Source organism: Variovorax paradoxus, assembly GCF_000834655.1.
Taxonomy (GTDB): Bacteria; Pseudomonadota; Gammaproteobacteria; order Burkholderiales; family Burkholderiaceae_C; genus Variovorax; species Variovorax paradoxus_F.
Genome location: NZ_JXQQ01000075.1, coordinates 1 through 18,007 on the forward strand (window position 1 = coordinate 1; position 18,007 = coordinate 18,007).

Below are 18,007 nucleotides of genomic sequence, written 5' to 3' on the forward strand. Positions count from 1 at the left end.
CAGGCGCGGCCGGACCACCCGGCCGCGCCATGCCGTACCCTTCGCGCATGACCTCCCCCTCGGGCGCACCACGCGCCCTGCGCTCCGTGCTTCGCGCGGTTGCCACCGTTCTGCTCGTTCCCTTCCTCCTCTTCGAGGAGTGGGGCTGGGAGCCGCTCGCTGCGATCGTGGGGCGGCTCGCGCGCCTGCCCGTCTGGGCGCGCCTGGAGGAGCGCCTGCGCCGCCTGCCGCCGTGGGGCGCGCTGCTCGCGTTCTTGGTGCCGGTAGTGCTGCTTTTACCGGTCAAGGTACTGGCGCTCTTTCTCTTCAGCCGCGGCCATGCAGCCACCGGCGTGACCGTGCTGGTGCTGGCCAAGCTGGCGGGCACGGCCGTCGTGGCGCGGATCTTCCAGCTGGTCGAGGGGCCGCTGATGCGCATTCCCTGGTTTGCCCGCTGGTATCCGCGCTGGAAGGCCTGGAAGGACCGGGGGCTGGACCTGGTCCGCCACAGCCGGGCGTGGCGCGTCGTCCGGGTGTTCAACCGCGGGATCTACCGGGGATGGCGGCGTCTGAGGGAAAGCTGAGGGAAAGGCTGATCCTCTAGTTTTACCCGGGTTATATTGCATTTCCTATTTCACCCGGGTAATATCAGTGGCATGAACATGCCTCAAGAGACGCGGCGCGCCCTCGTCAGGAAATACAAGGAAACGGTGCTCCCCGCGGGCGTCTTCGTCATCCGCAACACGCTGAACGGGCGCGTCTATGTGGCCGGGAGCCTCGACGTGGAGGGCGCGATGAACCGGGCCCGCTTCGAACTGGGCCTGCGCTCGCACCGCAACAAGGCGCTGGTGCGCGACTGGATCGCGCATGGCGCCGGACACTTCAGCTTCGAGGTGATCGATCGCGTGAAGGAGCGCGACGACCCTGCGTTCGACCGGGCCGCCGAGCTCCAGAAGCTGCTCGAACTCTGGCGGGAAGAACTCCAATGCGTCGGGGACCAGGGCTACGACACGCCATGATCAGCGTCGACGCCCTTGACTTCTGCCTGGCCATCGGTCGCGCCCATGCCAGCCTCAACCTGAAATTGCGTGAAGACCTAGGCGCCTTCCACGGCCTGGACTACGAAGACTTCACGCTGCTCCACTTGCTGCTGCGCGCCGAAGGCGGCCGCATGGCGATGCCCGATCTTTCGCGCGCCTTGGGGTTGCCGATGTCGGCGCTGCTTCGCAAAATGGTCCTGCTCGAAAAAACAGGCTTGGCCGAACGCAGGGCCGGCGCCAACGAAGACCAATCCCACGACCATCGCCTTGCAGCCATCCGACCCGGCGGCCGCAAACTGATGCAAGCTGCGGTCACGACCGCCGAGGCGATCTGCGCCGATGCGGTGAAACCGCTGGCGCCCGAAAGCCTGCCGCAGATCCATGCCGCGCTCCTTGCGCTCTGCCTTGCCGACACACCCAACGCCTGAGCCGTTCAGCGGGTAGATTACGCACCTCGCGACGCACCTTGCCTCGCCTCGAACGGACCGGAAGAAAGAACAGCCATTCGACATGCCATCCGACACGCAACCCATCCAACTCATCGTTTTCGCCGGCTTCAAGCGCATCGCCAAAGGCAGCACCGCCGACGTGCTCGCGCAGTTGCGCGAACGCAAGGACGACACGCCCTATCTCGTCTTCGACGCACAGACCGGCGAGTCGCTGGACTTCGACGTGCACAACCAGGCCGGTGTCGTGCCGCACGCAGCCAGCACCGAGACCCATGACGACGCGCCGCGCGGCGTGGGGCGCCCGAAGCTGGGCGTGGTCGCACGCGAAGTCACGCTGCTGCCGCGCCACTGGGACTGGCTCAACCGCCAGCCGGGCGGCGCCTCGGTCGCGTTGCGGCGGCTGGTGCAGGAGGCCAGCCGCGTGAATGCCGACCGCGATGCCGTGCGCGCCTCGCGCGAGGCCACCTACCGCTTCATGACCGCGATCGCCGGCGCCCTGCCCGGTTTCGAGGAAGCCACGCGCGCGCTGTTCGCCGGCGAGCGCAACCGCTTCGAGGGCCTCATCGACGCCTGGCCCGCGGACCTGCGCACCCATCTCCAAGAACTGTCAGCCGCCGGCTGGAGCACCCCTGCATGAGCGCCACCCCCGCGACTTCCACGACCTCGACGCCCCCAGAAAATCCACCGCCTCCCGCAGCCGGCCCGAGCGGCCTCAAAGGTGTGCCCGTGTCGCCCGTCGGTGCGCCGCGGCCGCTATGGAAGGTGTTTCTCTTCTTCCTCGCGCCGATGTTGCTCAGCAACATCCTGCAATCGCTCTCGGGCACGCTCAACAACGTCTACGTGGGGCAGATGCTCGGCGTGGGCGCGCTGGCCGCGGTGTCGAGCTTCTTTCCGGTGATGTTCTTCTTCATCGCCTTCATCATCGGCCTGGGCGCCGGCGCCTCGGTGCTCATCGGGCAGGCCTGGGGCGCGCGCGATGCGGCCAAGGCCAAGGCCGTGGCCGGCACCACGCTCACCGTGGGCGTGCTGATGGGCCTGGTGATCGCGGTGTTCGGCGGCGCCTTCACCACGCCGATGCTGGCCGCGCTGGGCACCCCGCCCGACGTGCTGGCCGACTCCACACGCTACGCCCGCATCATGCTGGTCGCGATGCCGGGCGTGTTCGTGTTCCTGCTCGCCACGGCCATGCTGCGCGGCGTGGGCGACACCGTCACGCCGCTGCTCACGCTGGTGATCTCCACGCTGATCGGCCTGGTGGTCACGCCCGCGCTCATCCGCGGCTGGGGCGGCCTGCCGCAGATGGGCGTGGCCAGTGGCGCATGGGCCTCGGTGCTCTCGTTCGTGGTGGCGACCACCTGGCTGGGCTTTCGGCTGCGCCAGAAAAGGAGCCCGCTCGCGCCCGATGCGGAGTTCTTCCGCTACCTGCGCATCCAGCCGCAACTGCTCAAGGCGGTGCTGCGCATCGGCGTGCCCACGGGCGTGCAGATGATCGTGGTGGCGCTGGCCGAAGTGGTGCTGCTGTCGATGGTCAACAGCTACGGCTCCAATGCCACGGCCGCCTACGGCGCGGTGAACCAGGTGGTGGCGTACGTCCAGTTCCCGGCCATCTCGATCGCCATTGCCGCCTCGATCCTCGGCGCGCAGGCCATCGGTGCGGGCCGCGCCGACCGGCTCGGCGCGATCACCAGGACGGCGCTGATGATGAACCTCGTGCTCACCGGCAGCCTCGTGCTGCTGGGCTACCTGTTCTCGCGGCCGCTCATGGGCTTTTTCATCACCAGCCCGCCGGTGATCGAGATCGCGCAGACGCTGCTGCACATCATGCTGTGGAGCCTGGTGATCTTCGGCATGGCCGCGGCCACGTCGGGGGTCATGCGCGCGAGCGGCTCGGTGCTGGTGCCGACGCTGATCTCGATCGTCTGCATCCTGGGCGTCGAGGTGCCGGTGGCCTGGGTCATGAGCCACCGCATCGGGCTGGACGGCATCTGGATCGCCTACCCCGTGACCTTCGGCGCGATGCTGCTGCTGCAGACCGCGTACTACCAGCTCGTGTGGCGCAAGAAGGCCATCCACAAGCTGGTCTGATGCAGCGCGCCGGCGGGGGTCAGCGGCCCTCGTAGGCCTTCTGCACGGTGGCCAGGTCGAGCTTGGTCATCTCCATCATGGCCCGCATCGCGCGGCCGGCCTTCTCGGGGTCCTTGTCCTGGAACATGCGGATCATGGCCGTGGGCGCCACCTGCCACGAGACGCCGTAGCGGTCGGTGAGCCAGCCGCATTTCACGGGCTTGCCGCCGCCTTCGAGCAGCTTGTCCCAGTAATTGTCGACCTCGGCCTGCGTCTCGCACGGCACGTACAGCGAGAGCGCCGGGGTGAACTTGTAGTCGGGCCCGCCGTTGAGCACCATGAACGCCTGGCCGCCGAGCTCGAAGGTCGCGGTCAAGAGGCTGCCGTCCTTGGGGCCCGGGCCGTTGGCGGGCCATTTCAGCCGGTCGGTCACGCGGGAGTTCGGGAAGATGCCGGTGTAGAAATCGAGCACCTCTTCGCCGTTGCCGTCGAACCAGAGGCACGGAATGATCCGTTGCATGAAGCGTCTCCTTGGGGGGTTGAGCCACGGTCCTCGATGAACCAGAGAGTTCAGTATTCAAGCCCGAAACGGCCCTGTCAAGCCGAGCTTTCGCAGGGTAGGCATTTCGCCTGCCGTTGCGCATCCCCCGCTGGCTACCCTCCCCTCCACGAGCCGTTCTGGCTAGAACCCGTAGAGCGCACCCGGGTTGTCCACCAGGATGCGGCGCCGCGTGTCGTCGCTCGTGGCCCATGAAAACAGCAGGTCGTACAGCGGCACCGCATCCGGCCGCGGATCGCGCCCCGGGTGCGGCCAGTTGCTCGCCCAGAGGCAGCGCTCGGGAAACTTCTCGGCCAGCGTGCGCGCGAGCAGGCTCACGTCGTCGTAGCCGGGCGCGCCCACCTTCGAGGTCTCGTAGGGCGCGGAGAGCTTGATCCACACGCGCCCCGAATCGAGCACGCGCAGCAGCGACTGGAACGACGGATGCTCCGGCGCCACCGGCTCCAGGAACTTGCCGTTGTGGTCGAGCACCAGCCGGCACGGCAGGCGCTTGAGCACCTCTTCGTGCGCGGGGATCGTGCGGCCGTCCAGCTGAAGGTTGACCATCCATTCGGCGTTCGCGAGCCGCGCGGCCATCGGCTCGAGCGAGGCCCAGCTCAGCACACCGCCGATCATCATGTAGCGCACGCCGCGCATGCCGCCTGCGTGCAGGCGCGCGATCTCCCCGTCGCTCACCTCGGGCGCGACCAGCGCGATACCGCGCGCCGCATCGCCGAACTGCGCGAGCGCATCGAGGGTGCAGCTGTTGTCGAAGCCGTAGCCGGTCGGCTGCACGACGATCGCGCGGTCGATGCCCAGCGGCTCCTGCACCTCGGCGCGGTAGGCCGACACCGGCGAATGCGGCGGTACCCACGCCACGTTGGGGATCAGCGGAAAGCGGTCTTCGTAGATGTGGACGTGGCAGTCGCAGGCGCCGGGGTAGCGCGTGTTGCGGGTGGGTTCCATGGGGCGTCTCTTTGCGTGGTTGTGATGAACGGAACGGTCAGCCGAAGGCCTTCTGCCAGCGCCAGGCCTCGGTCGCGTTGACCGCGCCCTTCGGCGCCCGCCCCTGGAAGATCTCGCCCAGTTGCGCGACCGTCTCCATCGCCTGGTGCTCCACGGCCGGTGGCGTGAGCCCGCCGATGTGCGGCGTGGCGATCACGCGCGGATGCGCGGCCACGCGCGGCGACGGCATCTGGTCGGGTGCGCGGCCCACGTCGAGCGCGCAGCCGGCGATGGTGCCGGCATCGAGCGCGGCGATGAGCGCGCCTTCGTCCACGAGGTTGCCGCGCGAGGCATTGATGAAGAAGGCGTGCGGCTGCATCGCGGCGAAGGCGGAGGCGTCCATCAGGTTCTCGGTGGCCTCGTTGGCGGGCGCCAGGCACACCACGAAGTCCGATCGCGCCAACAGCGCATCGAGCGCGACCTGTTCGAGCTCGGCCCGTCCGGTCGAGGCATGCGGGTCGTGCACCACGATGCGCATGCCCAGCGCCATCGCCACGTCGCAGAGGTAGCGGCCGATTTGCCCGTAGCCGATCACGCCCAGCGTGCTGCCGCGCAGCTCGCGCCCCATCGCCGGCACGACCGGCCGGCCCGCGTGGTACAGCGCGGTCGATGCGCTGATGTGCCGGCCCAGGTCGATCATCACACCCACGATCCACTCCGACACCGACGCAATGAAACCCGCGCTCGCCTGCGTCACCAGCACGCCATGCCGGCTCGCCGAAGCCACGTCGATGTTGCGGATGTCGATGGCGCAGCGCACGAACGCCTTGAGCTCGGGCAGCGCAGCAAACAGCGCTTCGTCGCCCACCGTCTGCCGGTAAGAGACGATCGCGTCGCAGCCCTGCGCCAGCTCGGCCAGTTCGGCGGACGAGAGGTCGTTGTCCGTCGGGTTGAAGCGCACCTGTGCGATGGCCTCGAGGGCCGCGGTGGCCCGGTCACCGAAATAGTGGGCGAGCTTGCTTTGCGGATGGCTGACGAAAACCGTGGTCATTTGAAAGCGAAGAAGAAGGGGAAAACAGGCCATGCCGAGGCACCCATGCAACCGGCTTCGCCGGGCCATGGGGTGCGCCCGCTCGACGGGGGATCCGAAGCGACACGAAGTGCGCGGAGATTCGGGGGTAGGTTCATTTCAGCGCGGCGGCGCCACCGAATCGCGTGCCACCAGCGTGGGCGCAAAGACGAACTCCTGCGTCGGCAGCGATGCATCGGCCAGCCGGCTCATCACCCGCTCGACCATCACCTGCGCCATCTCGGGCACCGGCACGCGCACCGAGGTCATCGCGGGGTACATGAGCGTGGAGAGAAACACGTTGTCGATGCCGATGACCGACACGTCCTGCGGCACCGACAGCCCCGCATCGCGAAACCCCGCCATGAGGCCGAAGGCCAGCAGGTCGTTCACGCCGATCACGCCCGTGGGATGGTCGGGGGACTTGGCGAGCAGGCTGGCCTGCATGCGGCCCAGCTCGCTCATCATCGAGTCGCCGTACTCGTCGACCGGCAGGCCCTCGATGACCTGCGCGCTTGCTTCGAGGCCCGCGCTTTTCGCGGCGGCAAGAAAGCCGTTGATCTTCTCGTTCCGGCTCATCGTGCGGCCCGAGGGGGTGACAAAGGCGAGGCGCCGGTGCCCTTGTTCGATGAGGTGCGCGGTCGCTATGCGAGACGACTCGAAGCTGTCGACCGTCACGTGGTCGATGACCGAGGGCATGCCCGGCGTGGCGCGGCGGTCGTAGCTCACCACCACCAGCCCGCGTTCTGCCGCGGCCTCCACATGCTGCTCGTCGACCAGCGACGAGATGATGATCACGCCGCGCACGCCGTGCGCCATCAGGTCCTCGAAGAAGTGCTTTTCCTTCTCGGCATCGCGGTAGGTGTTGCCGATCATGATGCGAAAGCCGTAGCGCTCCTGCGCCAGCGTCTCGACCTCGCGCGCGATGAAGCCGTACATCGGATTGGCCATCGACGGCACCAGCAGGCCCAGCAGCGGCGTGTACCCCGTCTTGAGCTGCCGCGCCGAGGTGTTGGGGCGGTACTTGAGTTCGCGGATCGCGGCCTCCACGCGGGCCAGCGTCTCTGCGGCCATGCGGTCGCTGCGGCCGTTCAACACGTTCGACACGGTGCTGGTCGACACCCCGGCCTTCTGGGCCACATCGGTGATTCTGCTCACGGAGTCCTTCCTGTTTTCATCGTCACAAGCCCATGCGCGCCGGCAGCCAGGTGGAGAACGCCGGCACGAGCACCAGGACCACGAGGGTAACGAACAAAATGGCCAGGTACTTCAGCATCGGCCGGGCCACGTCCTTCACCTGCGTGCCGGTGATCGCGCAGGTGGCGAAAAGGCCCAGGCCCACGGGCGGCGCGAAGAGGCCGAATCCCATGGCAATCACCATCACCGTGCCGAAGTGCAGCGGGTTCACCCCGAGCTGCGAGGCGATGGGCGTGAGCAGCGGCCCGAAGATGATGAGCGCCGGCGCGCCCTCGAGGATGGCGCCGAACACGATCATGATCAGCACCGACAGCATCACGAACATGGTGCTCCCGTACGAATGTGCAAAGCCGATCATGAACTCCGACAGGTACTGCGGAATCTGCTGGATCGTGAGCGCGAACGACAGGCTCGACGCCGCCGCCACGATGAAGAGAATGCCCCCGGCCATCGACGCCGAGCGCACGAAGAGCCGCGCCACCGACTTCACCGTGAGCTCGCGAAACGCCAGCCAGCCCACCACCAGCGCATAGATCACTGCGAAAGACGACACCTCGGTCGATGTCGCGATGCCCGAGGTCACGCCTTTGCCGATCATCGCGACCATAAGGAGCGCGACGAAGGCGCCGCCCAGCAGCCGGAACATCGGCGTGCGAACGTCGAAGGCTTCGTCGGGGTCGATCCTGGTGCCCACGTAGATCGTGACCGCGGCCAGCGACAGCGCCAGCACCACCGCGGGCACCAGCCCCGCCATGAAGAGCCCGGCGATCGAGATGTTGGCGACGAACCCCATGATGATCATGTTGATGCAGGGCGGGATCGTCTCGGCCATCACCGCGGTGCAGGCCAGCAGGCCCGCCGTCTCGTTCGGGTCCTGCCTGGTCTTGCGCACGGCCGGCATGATGATGCCGCCCACCGCCGCGACGTCCGCGAGCTTGGAGCCCGAGACGCCCGAGAAGAACGCCGTGGCCGTGATGGTGATGAGCCCCAGCCCGCCGCGCAGCCGCCCGAACATGCGCAGCAGGAGCTCGATGAGCCGCGACGACATGCCGTTGGCTTCCATCAACAGCCCCGCCAGCACGAAGAACGGAATCGCGAGCAGCACGTAGTGGTCGGTACCGGCCATCACCTGCTGCGAATAAACGAGCATCGGCAGCGACGGGTCGGCCATGAAGAACACCAGCGACGAGAGCGCCAGCACGAACGCGATCGGCATGCCCAGCGCCATGCCGCCGAGAAAGCCCGCGGTGAGCAGCGCCCACGGCGGGATCGCGTGGCCGGGCACCAGCGTGTTCCATGCGACGACCGCGGCCGTCAGCGCGACGCCCACGCCCAGCGTCGACCACACCATGCGCGAAGGCCCGTTGACCGCATTGGCCAGCCCGAACAGCGTCATGAACAGGCTGCCGATGGTCACCGGGTACACGTAGATCCACTGCGGCATGCCGATGGGCGTGGTCATGTTGTACGAGTCGAGCAGCAGCTCGCACGACGAGGCGAAGAGGCTCGCCGACACGCCCACGACGATCCAGCTGCCGAACTGGATGAGCGCCGGTTGCCAGCGCGCGGGCAGCAGGCCGCGGAACAGGTCCACGCCCACGTGCTGGCTGCGCGCGAGCACCGTGGCCGCGCCGAAGAACACCTGGATGATCATGAGCGCGCGCGCCACCTCCTCCGCCCAGTCGAACGGGTCGTGCAGGAAGTAGCGGAACACCACCGAGATGAAGACCACGATCACGTCGACGGCCAGCACCACGCCGGCGACGTACTCGGTCATGCGCATCAGCCAGGCGAGCCACCGGCCCGACGCGTGGTTGACGTCGAAGCCCAGTGCCGGCTCCATCGCCGTGGGCGAAATCGAGAGGCTCGACATGGCCGCTCAAGCGCGCGCGGCGGTGATGGCGGCGAAGAGCGGCCCCGTCTCCGGGTATTGCTTTGCGAAGCCGGACCACAGGCGCGTTTCCATCTCCTTGCGCACGAAGTCGCGCTCGCTCCTGGCCATCGGCGTGAAGACGATGCCCAGCTTCTTGAGTTCCTCGATCGCCTGCAGGCCCTTCTGGGTGCCGATCTCGCGCTGCTGCAGCGTGGAGTCGGCGGCGGCCTTCAGGAACGCGGGGCGCAGCGCGGCGGGGATCTTGTCCATCGCGCGCTTGCCGGCCACGCACACCATCGGGCTGAACAGGTGCTCGGTCATCCAGCAGTACTTGACGACCTCGTTGAGCTTGCTCGCGAGCACCGTGGCCGCGTCGTGCTCGAAGCCGTCGACCACGCCGGTCTGCGCGGCCATGTAGAGCTCGCCGAAGGAGATGGGCGTGGGGATCGCGCCCATGATCTTGAAGGTCTCGATGAAGGCCGGCGTGGGCAGCACGCGCAGCTTGACGTTCTTCACGTCGGCCAGCGACTTCACCGGCTGCTTGGTGTAGACGTTGCGCGCGCCGTAGTGCGCCCCCCAGGTGATGACCTGGCAGCCGGTGCTTTTCACCAGCATGTCGTTGAGCTTGCCGCCGACGCCGCTGTCCAGCGCACGCGCGGCGTGCTCGTAGCTGTCGAACACGTAGCCCAGGTCGAGCATGCCCAGCTGCGGCGTCACCGTGGCCCAGATCGAGGAGCCGGTGAGCATCATGTCGATGGAGCCCACCTTCACCTGCTGCACCACGTCGCTCTCCTTGCCGAGTTGGTTGTTCGGGAAGTAGTCGATGCGGATCTGCTCGCCCACCGCCTTCTTCAAGTTGGCCTGCATCAGTTGCGACCAGGCGAAGTGCGACGAATTGAGGTCGGCCACGTGGGACGACGACAGGCGCAGCACCACGGTTTTCTCCTGCGCCGAGGCGCCCTGCTGGAGGCCCGCGGTCGCCATCGCGAGCGACAGCGCAGAGGAAGACTGGACGAACTGGCGGCGTGAAATCGAGGTCATGGTGTTGTCTCCTGTGGGTCGATTGCCCATTCGGTTGTTCGGTCTGGCTCTTTGGTGGAACGATTTACTGTATCGATACACAAGAATGGCGGCAATGCGGTTCCGATAGGTGTTTTCCTTCGTAAACGAGATAAAGCAGACAGCCGCGTAGGCAGAATGGGCCAACCAACGCACGGACGCCCTCATGACCACATCGACACCCGAAGCCGCGCGCGACTACGCCATCGCCATGCATGGCGACCAGACATACGGCACGCATCCCTACGTTCACCACCTCGATGCGGTCGTCGCACTGCTGCAGCCCTATGGAGAGACGGCGCGGGTCGTCGGCTATCTGCACGACGTGGTGGAAGACACCGATGCCACGGTGTCGGACGTGCAGGAGCGCTTCGGCGATCTCGTGGCCCGGTGCGTGTCGCTATTGACCGATGCTCCGGGCGCCAACCGCAAGGAGCGCAAGGCCAAGACCTATGCGGCGATGGCGCAGGTGACGGGCGACGAGGAACTCGCGCTCGTGGTGAAGGCGGCGGACCGGCTTGCCAACGTGCGGGCCTGCGTGGCCGATGGTCATCGGCAGCTTTGGGACACCTATCGAGGGGAGCAAGCGACCTTCAGGGCAGCTGCGTTTCGCAAGGGGCAGTGCGATCCGCTGTGGGGCGAGCTCGATGAGCTCCTGCTGGAGTGGCGGGCGTCGTAAGACGCTGTTCGGGGCGGCGTGCACAGGGCACGCTGCTGGTGATCGGGCGATCGACCAGTGCGCTGATTGCCCCGACTATTGCCCGCAGCTCGGGTGCTTGTGGCCTTCGGTGGCGTTGGGCAAGCCCATGAAGTCCAGGATGTGCGGGGTCGCGCCGTCCACCTGCAGCATCGCGGTCGCGCCGAGGTTGCCCAGGCAGTAGCTGGCCTTCAGCGGATTCGCATAGTTGTTGTTCAGGATGAGCAAGGTGTCGCGCTCCGCGGCCGTCTGCCCGCCGTGGCCGCTGCCGGTGCCGCCGTGGTCGGACGTCACGACGATCAGCCACTCCTCGTTCGCGTAGTTCGGCCGTGCGGTGAGCGCGTCGAGCACCTGGGCGATCTGCTGGTCTTCGCCTGCGATCTTGCTGCGGTAGTTGGCGTTCAGCGGGTCGTAGCTCGGCGCGTGGATGTCGACGTTGTGCAGGTAATAGAAGATGGCCGTCGGCGGGTTCTTCCAGCCGAGCCAGCCCTTCACGGCATCGGTGGCCTGCTGCGAATTCTTGGCCGCGTTGGCAACGACGAAGTCGGCCTTCGCGGGGCGCAGGTTGTGGGTGATGTTGAACCAGTCGCCCACCACCGCCGTCGTGGCCGTGGGCCAGGCCGCTTTGATGAGGTCGAACACGTGGGTCTTCTTCATCACGAGGCCGGTGTCGTTCGAGGTCACGCCGTGCTTGTCGGCCCAGAAGCCGGTGAACACCGACGACCAGCCGGGACCGCTCACGGTCGCCTGCTTGGTGCCGCCCGCCAGCACGTTGCCGTGGAAGGCGCCGCCCGCGATCAGCGCCGACATCGCGGGCGTCTGCACGCAGCCGTTGCATTGGACCGCGTCGCCGCGCAGCCCGTCGATGCCGATCAAGAGCACGTGCTTGTTGCCCGGCACCGGGTTGGGAACGCCCTCGCCCGCGATCAGCGCGTAGTGGTCGTAGGGGTTGCCGGCGTAGTCGGTCTTGAGGCCGCCGACGTCGCTCGCGCGCTTGTCGCTCAGGTCGCAGCGTTGCGGAGTCTTGTGATAGTCGAAGGACTTGCACCAGGCGGCGCGGCTCGCGTCGGTGCAGGCGGTGGCGCAGTCCGCGGGCGTCACCGCCTGCAGGGTCTCGGTGTTGTGGCCGCTGATCGCCGCGTCGGGCGTGCGCGTGAACGCCTTCAGCGGATCCGGCTTCAGGCTGTAGTGGTCGTACGGGTTGCCGGGGTAGTCGGTCTTCAGGCCACCCACGTCGGCGGCCTGCTTGTCGCTCAGGTCGCAGCTCTGGCTGGTCTTGTTGAAGTCGAACGACACGCACCAGTTCGAGCGCGGTGCCGCAAGGCAGGCGGTGGCGCACATCTCGGGCGTGGACTGCGCAAGGTTCTCCACGTTGTAGCCCGAGATCGCCGCATTCGGCGAGAGCGTGAACGCGTCGAGCGATGCTGCGGCGGCATGGCCGGCGAGCGCTGTGAACAGGCACGCCAGGCCGGCGCGGATCGATGGCTTCATGTGATGTCTCCTCATCGCGTGAACGTTGGATGAATCCCGTGTTGCCCGCTTCTTCGCGTGGCTTCTGCAACTCCGGGCGGAGTAAATCACTGGCGGCTGCTATCGATCCAATTCAAAAATCTTCGGTGTCGTATAGGCCTGGGCTATACGTCGGGCTGTCATCGATTTGTGCTTGGACTACCGTTTTTCATCGACGGGCTGCGTGGCCGGGCCTTTGCCGATCATCAGCCACGCACTCAACGCGCTGAGCACCGCGAGGCCTGCGCTCAGCAGCATCACCCACCGGAAACCCGCGACGAACGACTCGGCCACGGCGCGCTTGACCGACGCCGCGGTGGCCGCATCGACACCCGGCGGCATCACCGCGCCGGCGAGCTTGCTGCGCTCGCCTTCGAGGAATGCGGAGATCTCCGCCGAGGCACCCATCTCGCGCAAGCCGTTCGCAAGCGCGGCATCGAAGGCCCATGCCATGACGGCGCCGAACACCGCGATCGCCAGCACCGCCGCCGCGCGCGACACCGCGTTGTTGACGCCCGAGGCCACCCCCGCGAGATCGGGCCCGACCGCGTTCATGACGGTGGTGGTGAGCGGCGCGACCGTCACCGCCATGCCCAGGCCCAGCACCACGACCGCAGGCAGGAAGCCGCTCCAGTAGCTCGCGCCGACGCCCGGCACCGCGAACAGCACGAACCCCACCGCCGCGATGGCCGGCCCGATGACCAGGGGCAGGCGCGGTCCGAAGCGGTCGACCAATTGCCCGGCCCAGCCCGAGAGCGCGAACATGATGAAGATGAAAGGCAGCAGCGCCGCGCCCGCCGCGGTGGCCGAGTAGCCCTGCACCTGGATCATGTTGAGCGGAAAGAAATACAGCCCGCCGCCCAGCGCCGCATAGAGCAGCAGCGTCAGCAGGTTCGCGCCGCTGAAGTTGCCGATGCGCAAGAGGCCCAGCGGCAGCATCGGCGTGCGCGCCTTGCGCTCCACCGCGATGAAGCCCGCGCTCCCCACGGCGCCTACGCCCAGCGCCGCGAGCACGTACGGCGAATTCCAGCCCTGCGTCGGCGCCTCGATGAAGGCATAGACCACGCCGCCCAGTCCGGCAGTGGCAAGCAGCGCGCCCCACACGTCGAGCCCGCCGCTGGCCGATGCGCCGTGGCTTTCGGGCACGTGGCGCCATGTGATCCACAGCACGAGCAGCGCCATCGGTACGTTGATGTAGAAGGCCCAGGTCCAGGAAACGTGATCGACCAGGAAGCCGCCGAGCACCGGCCCCACGGCCGCCGTGATGCCGCTGAAACCCGACCAGGTGCCGATGGCCTTGCCGCGCTCTTTTTCTGGAAACGCCGCGCTGATGAGCGCGAGGCTCCCCGGCACCAGCAGCGCCCCGCCGATGCCCTGCACGGCGCGCGCGGCGATGAGCTGGTGCACGTCGGCCGCCAGCCCGCAGGCCACCGAGGACAACGCGAAGATGCCCACGCCGATGGCGAAGATGCGGCGCCGGCCATAGTGGTCGCCGAGCGCCCCGCCCACCAGCAACAGCGCCGCCAGCAGCAAGGCATAGGACTCGACCACCCACTGCGCCTGGAAGGCCGTGGCCTTGAGGTCCGCCTGGATGGCCGGCAGCGCGACGTTGACCACCGTGCCGTCGATGAAGGCCATGCTCGAGCCGACGATGGCCGCGGCCAGCACCCACGGCTTGGAGGCATCCGGGCAGGTGCTTTCCTCCGCCCGGGCGCCGTGCAGGATCAGCGTGTCGTCGCAGGGCGCCTTGCCGATCTGTGCCATGGTGTCGCCGATCTACCGAATTCCGGTCTTGCCCCTTCCCCCTTTGGGGGAAGGTTGGGATGGGGGCATCTCCCAACTGGACGCCATGCCTCGATGAGCTCCGTCGTGCCCCCGCCCCCGTCCTCCCCCAGCGGGGGAGAAAGAAAGAAAAAGAGTCAGAGCGCGCATGCCGTGGCGGGCGGGTTCGCACGCGCCGCGCTCACGCTGCGCGCAATGGCTGCAGCCGTGGCCGCCGTCACCCGCTGGGCGCTCTGCGCCACCGCGTCCATGCCATTGCCGGCTGATTCGCCGACATTCAACTGGCACACCACCGTGCGCGCTTCGTCGGAGCGCCGCAGCGTCCAGCTGAAGCTCGCATCGATGCGCCCGCCATCGACCGCGTCGAACTGCCGCAGCTGCACCGCGATGCGCCACACCGGTTGCGAGGTCTGGCGCCCGCCCTTGGTCACGTCGAGCGCGCCCAGCCGCGCCGAGATGTTGCTGGAAAGCGCATCGCGCAGTTCGTTCTCGAACGACGAGGCCCAGCGGTGCTGCTCCAGCACCTCGACCTGCACGCTGCCGCCCGGCCGGCGCACTACCATCTGCGGCCGCGCGAAGCGCTCGGGCACCGCCACCGGCGCAAGTTCGATGTAGAGCGGCGCGGGGCTGCCCAAGGTCGAAGGTGCCGCATCGGCGGCCGCGACCGGGCTGGCGAGCGTGTAGTAGTTGTCGGGCTTGCTCGCGCAGCCGGCGAGTGCCAGCAGTGCAGCGGCAACGGCCAGCGCGGGTTTTCCGAAGGCGAGGTTCTTCATCATTTCTTGTCGTCCGGTTTGCCGCGCAGCAGCGACTCGGGATGGCGCTCCAGGTAGTCGGTCAGCACGCGCACCGAGCCCGCGGCGCGGGTCAGCTCCTGCAGCGTCTGGCGCATGTCCTGTTGCAGCGGCGAATCGTCGGCCAGCGTGCGCTCGGCCGTGTTCACCGTCTTGCGCACGTCCTTCATGGCCGCGGCCAGCTCGGGCGTCACGTCGTTGTTGATGCGCGTGACGGTCTGCTCGGCGCTGGTGAGCGTCTTGTTGAGCGTGGTCAGCGTGGTGCGCAGGTCGGCTGCGATCTGCTCGTAGGGCACCTTGTTGAGCTTGCTCGCGATTTCCTGCACCTGCGACTGGATCTCGTCGAGGCTGTTGGGCATCGTGGGCAGCTCGATCGGGCTCTTGGCCAGGTCGATCTTGGCGGGCGGCGCCTTCGGGAAGAAGTCGAGCGCCACGTAGACCGAGCCGGTCAGCAGGTTGCCGTTGCGCAGCTGGGCGCGCAGGCCCTTCTCGGCCAGGAAGCGCAGGCGCTCCTGCTGCGTGGCGCGCGATTCGTTCGCGTCGCGCTCGTTGCTGCGGCGGCGCAGGCGGTCGGGATACACCTGCACCAGCACCGGCATGCGGAACTCGCGCTCGGCGCGGTCGAACTCCACGCCGATCGACTTGACCTCGCCGATCACCACGCCGCGGAAATCGACCGGCGCACCCGGCACGAGGCCGCGCAGCGACTGGTTGAAGTACATCAGCAGCGTCTGCGAAGGCCCGTCGGGTTCCTTCATGGCCGCGGCTTCGTCCTGCGCGAGCATGAAGGCGGTGTTTTCCTTGGCGAGCGGGCCCATCGCGTCCTCGGGCGCCTGGAAGGCGATGCCGCCGAGCAGGATGGTCGCGAGCGACTGCGTGCGCAGCGTGAAGCCGCTGGCGCTCAGCTGCGCATCGATGCCGCTGGCCTGCCAGAAGCGCGTGTTGACGCCCACGAACTTGTCGTACGGCGCATTGACGAACACGCGCAGCGTGACGCCGCGGCCGTCGCCGTCGAGCTCGTACGCGGCCACCTGGCCGACCTTGATGCGGCGGAAGTACACGGGCGAGCCCACGTCGAGCGAGCCGATGTCGGTCGCGCGCAGCAGGAACTGCTGGCCCGAGGCATCGCGCGTGACGATGGGCGGCGTCTCGAGCCCAGTGAATTCGCCGGCCGTCTCGGTCGCGGTGCCCGCGTCGGCGCCGATGTAGGCGCCCGACAGCAGCGTGCCCAGGCCGGAGATGCCCGAGGTGTCCAGGCGCGGGCGCACGACCCAGAAGCGCGAGTCCTGCACGGTGAAGGCGTCGGCGTCCTTGTTCAGCTGCACCAGCACCCGCACGTGCGAGCGGTCGCGCGCCAGGCGCAGGCTCTGCACGAGGCCGATCTGCACGTCCTTGTATTTCACCGCCGTCTTGCCGGCCTCCAGGCCTTCGGCGGTCTTGAAGGTGAGCACGATCTCGGGGCCGCGCTCCAGGAGGATGCGCGCCACCAGCGTCACGCCCACGAGCGCAGCCACGATGGGAATCAGCCAGATCAGCGATGGCAGCCACTCGCGGCGGCGCTTGACCTGGGGCTTGGGCAACGGTGGCGCGGACTGGGGCGCGGGGGGCGCCGGTTTGTCTTGCGGTTGCGGATCTTCTTCACTCATGCTGCTTGTTCTTCCCTGTTCTCGAAACTCTCTTGCACCGCCTGCGCTTCCTTGCTGTCCCAGGTGAGCTTCGGATCGAAGCTCAGCGAGGCCAGCATGGTCAGCACCACCACCGAGCCGAAGGCCGCGATGCCCACGCCCGCGGTGATGACCGCGAAGCCCTGGATCTGCACCAGCCCGGTCAGGAGCGACACCACGAACACGTCGAGCATCGACCAGCGGCCGATGATCTCGATGATGTGATAGAGCTTTGCCCGCTCGTGCTGGCGCCAGCTGCTCCCGCGCTGGGCCGTCACCACAAGCAAGAAAAGCACCGCCAGCTTGAAGAGGGGCACCAGGAAGCTCGCGATGAAGACGATGGCGGCCAGCCCGTAGGCGCCCGACACCCAGAAATAGATCACCCCGCTCAGGATGGTGTCGTACTGCGCGCCGAACAGCGTGCGCGTGATCATCACCGGCAGCAGGTTCGCCGGGATATACATGATGCAGGCCGCGATCAGGAACGCCCAGGTACGCGTGAGGCTCTGCGGCTTGCGCGTATGCAGGTGCGTGTCGCAGCGGCCGCAGGCATCGCCCTCCTCTCCGCCCTGCCACACGGCTGCGCAGTGCGGGCAGGCCAGGAGACCCAGCGAGGCGGCGGTGGCGACCGGTGCGTCGGGGTCGTGGGCGGACTCTTCGGCGGCCGGCTGCGCTTCGCGCGGCTTGCGAAACGGAAAGGAACGCGGAAAGAACTTCATGCGGAAGCCTCTTTCTCCTCGTCGCCCGCGGCGCGGAAGGTCATCTCCCAGAAGGCGCCCGGGTTGAACGACAGCACCGCCGTCAGCGTGACCGTCAGCGCCATGAAGGCCCAGAGCGCTGGCCCCGGCACCACGGTCGCCATGCTGGAGAGCTTGACGATCGCCACCAGCACGCCGAGCAAGAAGACTTCGATCATTCCCCAGGGGCGCAGCGACTGCATCATCCGCACCAGGATTGCGAAGCCCAGCGGCCGATGCTCGCGGCGCAGCGGAATCAGGAGGTAGGCCAGGATGCACAGCTGCAGCAGCGGAAAAAGTATGGTCGTGGCCAGCACCAGCAGCGCCACCACCGACATGCCCTCGGCCCCCAGCACCACCACCGCGCCGGCCAGCGTGGTCTGGCTGGTGAGGCCCCGCAGCTCGATTTCCACGATGGGAAACAGGTTGGCGATGGCGAACATGATGAGGCTCGCCACCGTGAGCGGCAGGATGCGCTGCTGTTGCGATCCGGGGTGCCTGTCCAGCTCGGTGCCGCAGCGCGGGCACCGGGCCACGTCGCGCGGCGCGAGGGGCGTGCGGGCGTAGACCGCGTCGCAACCCGGGCAGACCACTGTGTCAGGTACTTCCTTCAT

The 18,007-nt window shown here is 67.7% G+C and carries 18 protein-coding genes; 6 read left to right on the forward strand and 12 right to left on the reverse strand.

Annotated features, from left to right (window positions below):
* The first annotated feature begins 47 nt into the window (after positions 1-47).
* From RT97_RS25200 to RT97_RS25220, 5 genes are all read left to right on the forward strand, one after another.
* The gene (locus tag RT97_RS25200; protein WP_042581661.1) at positions 48-563 is read left to right on the forward strand and encodes a hypothetical protein; all 516 of its coding nucleotides are present in this window, start codon (positions 48-50) and stop codon (positions 561-563) included.
* A gap of 72 nt (positions 564-635) precedes the next feature.
* Positions 636-998: a GIY-YIG nuclease family protein gene (locus tag RT97_RS25205; RefSeq protein WP_042581589.1), complete on the forward strand. Its 363-nt coding sequence runs from the start codon at positions 636-638 to the stop codon at positions 996-998.
* Positions 995-1,447 (forward strand): AsnC family transcriptional regulator, encoded by a 453-nt coding sequence (locus RT97_RS25210; protein WP_253278317.1) that lies wholly within the window; start codon positions 995-997, stop codon positions 1,445-1,447. The genes RT97_RS25205 and RT97_RS25210 overlap by 4 nt, the downstream gene beginning before the upstream one ends.
* An 82-nt stretch (positions 1,448-1,529) precedes the next feature.
* Positions 1,530-2,105, forward strand: coding sequence for a DUF2239 family protein (locus RT97_RS25215; protein WP_042581590.1), 576 nt, complete (start codon positions 1,530-1,532; stop codon positions 2,103-2,105).
* Entirely contained in the window at positions 2,102-3,553 is a 1,452-nt protein-coding gene (locus RT97_RS25220) for an MATE family efflux transporter (protein ID WP_042581591.1), read from the forward strand. The genes RT97_RS25215 and RT97_RS25220 overlap by 4 nt, the downstream gene beginning before the upstream one ends.
* A gap of 19 nt (positions 3,554-3,572) precedes the next feature.
* Here RT97_RS25220 and RT97_RS25225 read toward each other — a convergent pair whose 3' ends face one another.
* The 6 genes from RT97_RS25225 to RT97_RS25250 form a co-directional block, all read right to left on the reverse strand.
* A complete protein-coding gene (locus RT97_RS25225; RefSeq protein ID WP_042581592.1) occupies positions 3,573-4,052 on the reverse strand; it encodes a VOC family protein in 480 nt (159 codons plus the stop codon).
* 162 nt (positions 4,053-4,214) lie between these two features.
* Positions 4,215-5,036: an amidohydrolase family protein gene (locus RT97_RS25230; RefSeq protein ID WP_042581593.1), complete on the reverse strand. Its 822-nt coding sequence runs from the start codon at positions 5,034-5,036 to the stop codon at positions 4,215-4,217.
* Between the two features lie 37 nt (positions 5,037-5,073).
* Complete coding sequence (locus RT97_RS25235) at positions 5,074-6,066, reverse strand: hydroxyacid dehydrogenase (protein ID WP_042581594.1); 993 nt, start codon at positions 6,064-6,066, stop codon at positions 5,074-5,076.
* 138 nt (positions 6,067-6,204) lie between these two features.
* Positions 6,205-7,242: a LacI family DNA-binding transcriptional regulator gene (locus RT97_RS25240; RefSeq protein WP_042581595.1), complete on the reverse strand. Its 1,038-nt coding sequence runs from the start codon at positions 7,240-7,242 to the stop codon at positions 6,205-6,207.
* 22 nt (positions 7,243-7,264) lie between these two features.
* Positions 7,265-9,154, reverse strand: coding sequence for a TRAP transporter large permease (locus tag RT97_RS25245; RefSeq protein ID WP_042581596.1), 1,890 nt, complete (start codon positions 9,152-9,154; stop codon positions 7,265-7,267).
* 6 nt (positions 9,155-9,160) lie between these two features.
* On the reverse strand, positions 9,161-10,195 hold the full coding sequence (locus tag RT97_RS25250; protein WP_042581597.1) for a TRAP transporter substrate-binding protein: 1,035 nt from the start codon (positions 10,193-10,195) through the stop codon (positions 9,161-9,163).
* A 184-nt stretch (positions 10,196-10,379) separates the two neighbouring features.
* On the opposite strand from RT97_RS25250, the gene RT97_RS25255 reads away from it, so the two are divergent.
* Positions 10,380-10,892: an HD domain-containing protein gene (locus RT97_RS25255; protein WP_042581598.1), complete on the forward strand. Its 513-nt coding sequence runs from the start codon at positions 10,380-10,382 to the stop codon at positions 10,890-10,892.
* A 75-nt stretch (positions 10,893-10,967) separates the two neighbouring features.
* Here RT97_RS25255 and RT97_RS32175 read toward each other — a convergent pair whose 3' ends face one another.
* From RT97_RS32175 to RT97_RS25285, 6 genes are all read right to left on the reverse strand, one after another.
* Positions 10,968-12,401 (reverse strand): PAN domain-containing protein, encoded by a 1,434-nt coding sequence (locus RT97_RS32175; RefSeq protein WP_052810748.1) that lies wholly within the window; start codon positions 12,399-12,401, stop codon positions 10,968-10,970.
* 177 nt (positions 12,402-12,578) lie between these two features.
* Complete coding sequence (locus RT97_RS25265) at positions 12,579-14,183, reverse strand: MFS transporter (RefSeq protein WP_042581599.1); 1,605 nt, start codon at positions 14,181-14,183, stop codon at positions 12,579-12,581.
* Between the two features lie 155 nt (positions 14,184-14,338).
* Positions 14,339-14,977, reverse strand: coding sequence for a PqiC family protein (locus tag RT97_RS25270; RefSeq protein ID WP_080898423.1), 639 nt, complete (start codon positions 14,975-14,977; stop codon positions 14,339-14,341).
* A complete protein-coding gene (locus tag RT97_RS25275; RefSeq protein WP_042581601.1) occupies positions 14,974-16,638 on the reverse strand; it encodes an intermembrane transport protein PqiB in 1,665 nt (554 codons plus the stop codon). The genes RT97_RS25270 and RT97_RS25275 overlap by 4 nt, the downstream gene beginning before the upstream one ends.
* Positions 16,635-17,375: a paraquat-inducible protein A gene (locus RT97_RS25280; RefSeq protein ID WP_042581602.1), complete on the reverse strand. Its 741-nt coding sequence runs from the start codon at positions 17,373-17,375 to the stop codon at positions 16,635-16,637. Before RT97_RS25280 ends, RT97_RS25275 begins: the two co-directional genes overlap by 4 nt.
* On the reverse strand, positions 17,372-18,007 hold the full coding sequence (locus tag RT97_RS25285; RefSeq protein WP_042581603.1) for a paraquat-inducible protein A: 636 nt from the start codon (positions 18,005-18,007) through the stop codon (positions 17,372-17,374). Before RT97_RS25285 ends, RT97_RS25280 begins: the two co-directional genes overlap by 4 nt.

Coding starts and splice junctions, on each gene's coding strand:
- RT97_RS25200 (WP_042581661.1), top strand. CDS start 48: ATGACCTCCCCCTCGGGCGCACCACGCGCCCTGCGCTCCGTGCTTCGC.
- RT97_RS25205 (WP_042581589.1), top strand. CDS start 636: ATGAACATGCCTCAAGAGACGCGGCGCGCCCTCGTCAGGAAATACAAG.
- RT97_RS25210 (WP_253278317.1), top strand. CDS start 995: ATGATCAGCGTCGACGCCCTTGACTTCTGCCTGGCCATCGGTCGCGCC.
- RT97_RS25215 (WP_042581590.1), top strand. CDS start 1,530: ATGCCATCCGACACGCAACCCATCCAACTCATCGTTTTCGCCGGCTTC.
- RT97_RS25220 (WP_042581591.1), top strand. CDS start 2,102: ATGAGCGCCACCCCCGCGACTTCCACGACCTCGACGCCCCCAGAAAAT.
- RT97_RS25225 (WP_042581592.1), bottom strand. CDS start 4,052: ATGCAACGGATCATTCCGTGCCTCTGGTTCGACGGCAACGGCGAAGAG.
- RT97_RS25230 (WP_042581593.1), bottom strand. CDS start 5,036: ATGGAACCCACCCGCAACACGCGCTACCCCGGCGCCTGCGACTGCCAC.
- RT97_RS25235 (WP_042581594.1), bottom strand. CDS start 6,066: ATGACCACGGTTTTCGTCAGCCATCCGCAAAGCAAGCTCGCCCACTAT.
- RT97_RS25245 (WP_042581596.1), bottom strand. CDS start 9,154: ATGTCGAGCCTCTCGATTTCGCCCACGGCGATGGAGCCGGCACTGGGC.
- RT97_RS25250 (WP_042581597.1), bottom strand. CDS start 10,195: ATGACCTCGATTTCACGCCGCCAGTTCGTCCAGTCTTCCTCTGCGCTG.
- RT97_RS25255 (WP_042581598.1), top strand. CDS start 10,380: ATGACCACATCGACACCCGAAGCCGCGCGCGACTACGCCATCGCCATG.
- RT97_RS32175 (WP_052810748.1), bottom strand. CDS start 12,401: ATGAAGCCATCGATCCGCGCCGGCCTGGCGTGCCTGTTCACAGCGCTC.
- RT97_RS25265 (WP_042581599.1), bottom strand. CDS start 14,183: ATGGCACAGATCGGCAAGGCGCCCTGCGACGACACGCTGATCCTGCAC.
- RT97_RS25270 (WP_080898423.1), bottom strand. CDS start 14,977: ATGATGAAGAACCTCGCCTTCGGAAAACCCGCGCTGGCCGTTGCCGCT.
- RT97_RS25275 (WP_042581601.1), bottom strand. CDS start 16,638: ATGAGTGAAGAAGATCCGCAACCGCAAGACAAACCGGCGCCCCCCGCG.
- RT97_RS25280 (WP_042581602.1), bottom strand. CDS start 17,375: ATGAAGTTCTTTCCGCGTTCCTTTCCGTTTCGCAAGCCGCGCGAAGCG.
- RT97_RS25285 (WP_042581603.1), bottom strand. CDS start 18,007: ATGAAGGAAGTACCTGACACAGTGGTCTGCCCGGGTTGCGACGCGGTC.